General features: G+C 51.1%; 1 protein-coding gene. It reads right to left on the bottom strand.

Translation table 11 applies throughout. The features are described 5' to 3' along the window. Positions 1-233: hypothetical protein (locus ACTHS3_RS18735; protein ID WP_440368915.1), on the bottom strand; the 233-nt coding region annotated here is incomplete at both ends.

The following is a 233-nucleotide window of genomic DNA, read 5'->3' on the forward strand; positions in this document are numbered from 1 at the left end:
GACTTCGTACATAGTGGCGGCTGATTGGAAAGATGCAATGTGCCCACCCAATTCCAAATCTTTTTTACCCGCGCGCAAAACGATAGCGGCAGCGTTCCAACGAACGAACGCACGGATGCGGTGTTCGATGTTTTGGTCGCCAGGGATGCCTTTTTCGTCTTCAACGGAAACGGTGTTCAAGTATGGAGTAGTGGTACCGTGAGGCATACGGATGCCTTTGTCACGGCTGTATT

This window comes from Neisseria sp. P0009.S007 (assembly GCF_051962515.1).